Annotated in this window: 5 protein-coding genes; 1 reads left to right on the top strand and 4 read right to left on the bottom strand. The window is 64.2% G+C overall.

Annotated features, from left to right (window positions below):
• Nucleotides 1-196: 196 nt before the first annotated feature.
• Entirely contained in the window at nt 197-1,078 is an 882-nt protein-coding gene (locus tag G7007_RS21445; RefSeq protein WP_181105065.1) for a DMT family transporter, read from the top strand.
• Nucleotides 1,079-1,123: 45 nt separating this feature from the next.
• On the opposite strand, the gene G7007_RS21440 is transcribed toward G7007_RS21445, so the two are convergent.
• The 4 genes from G7007_RS21440 to G7007_RS21425 all read right to left on the bottom strand — a co-directional run bounded on the left by G7007_RS21440 (nt 1,124) and on the right by G7007_RS21425 (nt 5,120).
• The gene (locus G7007_RS21440) at nt 1,124-1,990 is read right to left on the bottom strand and encodes a carboxylate/amino acid/amine transporter (RefSeq protein ID WP_181105063.1); all 867 of its coding nucleotides are present in this window, start codon (nt 1,988-1,990) and stop codon (nt 1,124-1,126) included.
• 126 nt (nt 1,991-2,116) lie between these two features.
• A complete protein-coding gene (locus G7007_RS21435) occupies nt 2,117-2,449 on the bottom strand; it encodes a ribonuclease E inhibitor RraB (RefSeq protein WP_181105061.1) in 333 nt (110 codons plus the stop codon).
• A gap of 179 nt (nt 2,450-2,628) precedes the next feature.
• Complete coding sequence (locus tag G7007_RS21430) at nt 2,629-2,865, bottom strand: hypothetical protein (protein WP_060394555.1); 237 nt, start codon at nt 2,863-2,865, stop codon at nt 2,629-2,631.
• Nucleotides 2,866-3,041: 176 nt separating this feature from the next.
• Nucleotides 3,042-5,120, bottom strand: coding sequence for an LTA synthase family protein (locus tag G7007_RS21425; protein WP_181105059.1), 2,079 nt, complete (start codon nt 5,118-5,120; stop codon nt 3,042-3,044).
• Nucleotides 5,121-5,495: the final 375 nt, after the last annotated feature.

Here is a 5,495-nt window from a genome sequence, read left to right as displayed (position 1 = left end):
TGTGGGGGTGGGTGGCGATGCGTACGGCGATGGGGGCGTACCGGGGGGCGTTGTTTCATTCGCCGTGTCTGGTGGGGCTGTAAGGGTGTGGTCTGGAGTTGGAGCGGCGAGGCTGAGTTTGCGGGACTGGACAACCCTGGCACCAGACGCTAGAAAGAGCCACCTCAACCGCCCTGCCCCCCCCTGGAGCCTTGCCGTGAACTCGAAACCCTTCTGGTCCCTGGCCATGATCGCCATCACCGCCGTCTGGGGCTGGAGCTTCGTGGCCAAGCAGCAGAGCCTGCACGGCATGACGGCTTCTGCGCTGAACACCTGGATCTTCACCATCGCCACGCTGTTTCTCGCGCCGATGGCCTATGCCTCGCTGAAACGGCTGACACGCCGGGACGTGCTGTCGGGGATCGCTGCCGGCATCATGCTGTTCATCGCCTTCGCCTTCCAGACCAGTGGCATCGGCCTGACGACGCCGTCCAACGCCGGCTTCATCACCGGGCTGTCGGTGGTGTTCACGCCCATCCTGCTATTCGTCCTCTACCGCGACCGGCTGACCGGGCCACAGTGGCTGGGCGCGGCAGTGGCGCTGGTGGGGTTGGGGCTGCTCAGCCTGACGGATTTCGCCCTGCACTTGGGCGATGCGCTGATCCTCTGCTGCGCGCTGTTCTTCGCCGGGCACATCGTGATGCTGGCCAAGCTGCCGTTTTCCAGCACGCCCCTGGCATTCGCCTGCCTGCAGATGGTGACCGTGGCGGTGCTGTCCGGTCTGTGGAGCACGGCGTCGGGCGAACTCAGCGTACCGAACGATGGCGACACCTGGCTCATCCTCGTGCTGCTCGGCATCCTCGGCACGGGGCTGGCCTACTTCGTGCAAACCCAGGCGCAGTCGCTCATGCATCCCCAGGCCGTGGCCTTGATCCTGCTGTTCGAGCCGGTGTTCAGTGGGCTGTTCGGCTACTGGCTGGCCGGGGACCGGTTGACGGACCTGAACCTCCTGGGTGCGGTGCTGATCCTGGGCGGCATGCTGGTCAGCGAGTTCGGCGCCTTCGCGCACGGCAAGCTCAAACGCCCGGCCCGCAGCTGAGGTGCACGCAAAAGGCTGTCGTAGCAGCCTTTTGCGACAAAGCCTTCACGCCGATTGCGGCGCGCCCCGTGTGCCCAGTCGGCTGAGCCACACCGAGGCCAGGATGATGGCCCCGCCCAGGAGCAACCGGCCCAGCGGCTGGGCCTGGTTCCAGATCAGCAGGTTGAGCACCAGCCCGATGGGCACGTGCAGGTTGTTCATCACCGCCAGGGTCGCGCCCGGCACCAGGCAGGCGCCCTTGTTCCACCAGTACAGCCCCAGCGCCGTCGGGCACAGGCCCAGGAACAGCAGCACCAGCCACTGGCTGTCGGTGCTGGGCAGGTGCTGGGCGTTGCCGAAGGCGAGAAACGCCGGCAACACCACCAGCAACGCGCCGAGGTGGAAGTAGCCGAAGCGCCGGTAATGCGGCTCGTCGCTGGGGTGGCGGGCGATCAGGTGACGGTAGAACACCTGGCCGGCCGCGTAGGTGAAGTTGGCCAGTTGCAGCAACAGGAAGCCGACGAAGAAATCCCCGCTCAAGGTATCGAAACGGATCACCGCCGCACCCGCCACGGCCACGACGGCCGCCACCAGGGCCCAGGCATTGAAGCGCTGGTTGAGGGCATCCTCGATCAAGGTCACGTGCAAGGGCGTGAGGATGGTGAACAGCAGCACTTCCGGCACGCTGAGCACACGGAAGCTCAAGTACAGGCACACGTAGGTGATGCCGTACTGCAAGGCACCGATGAGCAGCATGGCGCGCAGGAAGCGAGGTTCGACCTGACGCCAGCGGGTCAGTGGCAGGAACACCAGGCCGGCCAGGAGCACCCGGGCCAGCACGGCGAAGTAGCTGTCCACCTGGCCGGCCAGGTACTCGCCGATGAGGTTGAAGGAAAACGCCTGAATCAGCGCGACGACGAATAGATAGACCATGGTTGCCTCTGTGCGATCGAGGCGGCGACCTTAGCGGCTGACGCTCGAACGGGCAACGACTAACGACCTGCGGCGATCATCGCCACAGGTACGCAAGCCGACACGGGGATCTACCCAGCACGCTTCTCAGGCCAGCAGTCGCTCGTGCCTGACGCCCCAGCCTTCGACCTCGCCGCCCAGGGGCGACACCGCTGACTCGAACACCTGCTCGAACGCCCCGATGCCTCTGTAGGTGGCGTACATGACCTTGCTCAACTGCAGGTGCCAGGCACCGTCGTCGAGCTCGGAGACTTGCGCGTTGAGGGATTCACCGCGGAACTGCCCTGCCGCTTCACGGGCACAGGCTTCGTCGGGGAACGTGGCGTAGAACTCGATGGGATGAATGCGGGTGAAATCGAACCCCCCGTCCTTCATCTGCCGCAGGACACTGCTGCTGACATCTTCGTTATGGCTGCTCATGAAACGTCCTCCTGGAGTGCATGGATAGACTTTCAGTGCGTAGGCACCTGCCAGGCGCCGGAACGCCAGGTAATGCGAGCTGCTTGCTTCGATGTGGAGCGGTGTTGAAGGGGCGGCCTGGAGAAGACGGCCGCCAGGTGACACGTTAGCGCCCCGGAAGGGCGCTTGCCAAGGGCCGGTCAAGCTTTTTCCTCGACGCCCAGGATGATGACGCTGTTCTGTTCCTTGAGCACACGCTCGGTGGGCGACTCTACCCGCCCTTGCAGGTCGTTCAGGTCAGCCTGGGCCATGACCGGAAACAGCTTGGCCCGGATCCACTGTGCGGCCTCTTCCTTGCTGGGGCGTTCTTCGGCGCTGTAGGCCAGGGAACTCTGCACACCGTTCTGATCCAGAAAAGTGATTTCCCATTCTTTCATCACATTAGACCTCGCCATGAACACGTTGAATGACGCCCGTTCTAGCCTGACCGTCAAGCTCGGGTTTTTGTTCAGCCGAACATCGGCCTCGCTGCAGGACTGTCCGACGAACTGGGCCCGCGCGACCGTGCGGCAAGGGAATCACGCGATCAGGCGATGATCCCCTGCCGGGCGTCTTACTCAGGCACGCCGTGCACCACGCCTGCCGTGTTGTCCAGCAGGCTCTTGGTGGCCGTCTGGATGTAGGACTCGAGCTTCTTCACCAGCTCCGGTTCATCCTGGCCGTCGATCCGTTCGGCCTTGAACTCGCTGCCCAGCTGGTAACGGTACAGACGCGGCGACATGTCCTTGGACTCGATCAGGATACGGTCGCCCTGGACCAGACCGACGATCTGCTCGCTGCCAGACGGCTTGATGATACCGATGCCCGGATCGCCCGCCGGCAGGTTGAGCAGGTCGCGGCCCCAGCACTGGTGACGGGTTTCGCCGCCCAAGCGGCCCATGATGGTCGGGACGATGTCGACCTGGGTGCCCACGGTATGGTTGACCGCGCCGAAGGCGTCCTGGATGCCCGGCGCGATCAGCAGCAGCGGCACGTTGAAGCGGCCCAGGTCCAGTTCGGTGACCTGCTGGTGGTTGCCGAAGCCATGGTCGCCGACGATCACGAACAAGGTGTCCTTGTAGTACGGCTGCTTGCTGGCCTTCTCAAAGAACTGGCCCAGCGCCCAGTCGGAGTAGCGCATGGCGGTCAAGTGCTCGTCCAGGCGGCCCTGGCCGGTGACGGGTTTGACCGGCAGGTCCTTGGGCAAGGCGTACGGCGTGTGGTTGGACAACGTCTGCAGCAGGGCATAGAACGGCTTCTTGCCGTAATTATGCGCCAGCTCCTCGTTGGCCCGGTCGAACATGTCCTGGTCGGACACGCCCCAGGTCGGGTCGGAGAACACCGGATTGACGAAGTCGTTACGGCCGATGAAGGTGGTCATGCCCTGGTTGCCGAAGAAACCGGACTGGTTGTCCCAGGCGAAGTCGCCGTTGTAGACGTAGACGTCGTCGTAGTCACGCGCGCTGAGCAGCGCTGGCAGGCCGGACAGCTTGTGCCCACCCTCGGGCGTCTGCATCAGGTACTCGAACCCCGGCAGGTTGGGGAAGCAGGCCATGGTGGCGAACATGCCCTGGTGGGTGTGGGTGCCGTTGGAGAAGAAGCGGTCGAACAGCAGCCCCTGCTTGGCCAGGCGGTCGAAGTTCGGGGTGATGTCGTTGCGGCTGCCCAGCGCGCCCACCGAGTGGCCGGCGAAGCTTTCCATCAGGATCACCACCACGTTGCGGATCGGCAGCGTGCGCTCGGCCGGCGGGTTGAAATCGCGGCGCACGGCGGCGCTGTCGGCGTCCACCAGGGTGTCATGGGGGGTCAGCAAGAGATCGCGTACGGTCTGCTGGGCCTGCTGAGGGTCCAGCGTGGCTTTCCAGATGTTGGCGCGGTCTTCACCGAAGCGGCTCTTGGCGGCGTCGATCAGGGTCAGGGTGCCATTGAGGCCCAACTGATTGACGAAGTTCGAGTCGGTGGTGAAGGCATCGCCCCAGCGCATCGGCGGGCCCTGACGCAAGGTGCCACGGGCCGCGACCACCGCCACCAGCAGGATCACCATGAACACCGCCAGGCGGTTGTACCAGGGCGCGACGGTGCGGGTGGCAACCTGGCCAGAGGGACGCGCCGGGCCACGGGTCAGGCGGTCGATACCCTTGAACAGCAGGCTGATCAGCCAGGTGCCGAAGGCCCAGGCGAGCAGGTAGCGCACCACTGGGAAGCCGTACCAGAGCATGCTCATCACGGTCTTGGGGTCTTCCTTGATGTACTGGAAGACCAGGCCGTTGAGGCGCTGATGAAACTCCCGATAGAAGTCCATTTCCACCAGCCCAAGGAACAACACGGCGCTGGACGCCAGGGTCAGCCACAGGCGGAACACGCCGCGCCGTGCCATGGCCCAGGGGCTGAGGATGGCCAGCAGCAGCGGGATACTAATGTACACCACCACGCGCAGGTCGAAGCGCAGGCCGTTGAGGAAGCCCTCGGCCACGGTCGAATAGGGCGTCTCGCCGATCATGTCGCTGTTGTAGATCAGCAGGCCGAGACGCACCAGGCTGAGCATCAGCATGATGGTCAGGCCGCTGAGCAGCGTGTAGGCCAGGTGGGACGTGAGCGTGGGAGAGAACGTGCGCGACGGCGCGGGTTGCTTCAGGGCATCCGGATTAGCCATGAACGAGGGTCCTGGACAGGCGGTTTTCGAAGAGGCGCAGGTGCCTGCCACCGAGGGGTGGGCAGTGTTTTGCGCAACGGCCATTGGGCCAAGGCCGTATTGTGCGGCGCGGAGTGTGGGCACTCCAGTGTGAAAATTGTGTCGGGGGCGTGATGGGGGGCAAGTGGCAAGTCAGGGTTGGTCGTGGGAGGGTGCTGTTTGTACAGTTTTTACCTGAGCCACGGAATGGCTGGCTTTATGGGCCCGTTGGGCCCAATCGCGGCACAGGGGCCGCTCCTATGTATGGACTCGCCTACATTGTCTACCCGCTTTTCCTGCTGTTTTGAACAAAGGGACCCGGTTGCATCTATGTATTAGGCCTATTCGAGGAGGCGG

This window comes from Pseudomonas entomophila (assembly GCF_013523125.1).
GTDB lineage: Bacteria > Pseudomonadota > Gammaproteobacteria > Pseudomonadales > Pseudomonadaceae > Aquipseudomonas > Aquipseudomonas entomophila_B.
The sequence above is the reverse complement of the archived record's forward strand: the minus strand, read 5'-3'. Positions and strand labels throughout refer to the sequence as shown.

Excerpts from the sequence above, each read along its gene's own strand:
- G7007_RS21440 (WP_181105063.1), bottom strand. The coding sequence starts at position 1,990 with ATGGTCTATCTATTCGTCGTCGCGCTGATTCAGGCGTTTTCCTTCAAC.
- G7007_RS21435 (WP_181105061.1), bottom strand. The coding sequence starts at position 2,449 with ATGAGCAGCCATAACGAAGATGTCAGCAGCAGTGTCCTGCGGCAGATG.
- G7007_RS21425 (WP_181105059.1), bottom strand. The coding sequence starts at position 5,120 with ATGGCTAATCCGGATGCCCTGAAGCAACCCGCGCCGTCGCGCACGTTC.
- G7007_RS21430 (WP_060394555.1), bottom strand. The coding sequence starts at position 2,865 with ATGAAAGAATGGGAAATCACTTTTCTGGATCAGAACGGTGTGCAGAGT.